1 protein-coding gene is annotated in these 629 nt (G+C 69.3%); it reads right to left on the reverse strand.

Annotation, left to right across the window (positions count from 1 at the left end; translation table 11 throughout):
* A partial coding sequence (locus JF781_RS28120) for a PPE family protein (protein ID WP_225330686.1) occupies positions 1–470 on the reverse strand: 470 nt, incomplete at its 3' end.
* Between the last annotated feature and the right edge of the window lie 159 nt (positions 471–629).

The raw sequence follows: 629 nt of genomic DNA on the forward strand, positions 1-629 counted from the left end.
GAACCCGCGTAGCCGAACATCGCCGCGGTGTCACGCGCCCACATCTCCGCATACTCGGTCTCGGTGGTGGCGATCGCCGGCGTGTTCTGCCCGAGGAAGTTCGTCGCGACGAGGGACGCCAGCAGGGTGCGGTTCGCCGTGATCACGGGGGGCGGCACCGTCTGGGCGAAGGCCGTCTCGTAGGCGAACGCCGCGGCCCGGGCCTTGGTGGCGGTTTCTTCGGCCTGGGCGCCGGTGGTCCGCATCCACTCCAGATAGGGGGCGATCGCCGCGGTCATGGTCGCGGCCGACGGGCCGACCCACGGGCCGGAGGTGAGGGCGGTGATCTCCGCCTGGTAGGAGTCCGCCGTCGACTGCAGCGCGGCGGCCAATTCGTCCCAGGCCATGGCGGCGGCCAGCATGGGTCCCGACCCCGGACCGGCGTACATCCGCGCGGAGTTGACCTCCGGCGGTAGTACTGCGAAGTCCACGTTCTCCTCCGATCGCTCTCATGGCCGCGAGGGCATCGACGGCTCCGGTGCGCGTCGTATGGGGGTAGCCAGCCGAACAGCAAACAAATCGCAATCCTTCGGGCAGTGCCGGTACCGCGAAGAAAGGCGACCTAATGAGACCGTCCCGACTGCTGAGGG

This window comes from Mycobacterium sp. WUMAC-067 (genome assembly GCF_020217485.1).
Classification (GTDB): Bacteria; Actinomycetota; Actinomycetes; order Mycobacteriales; family Mycobacteriaceae; genus Mycobacterium.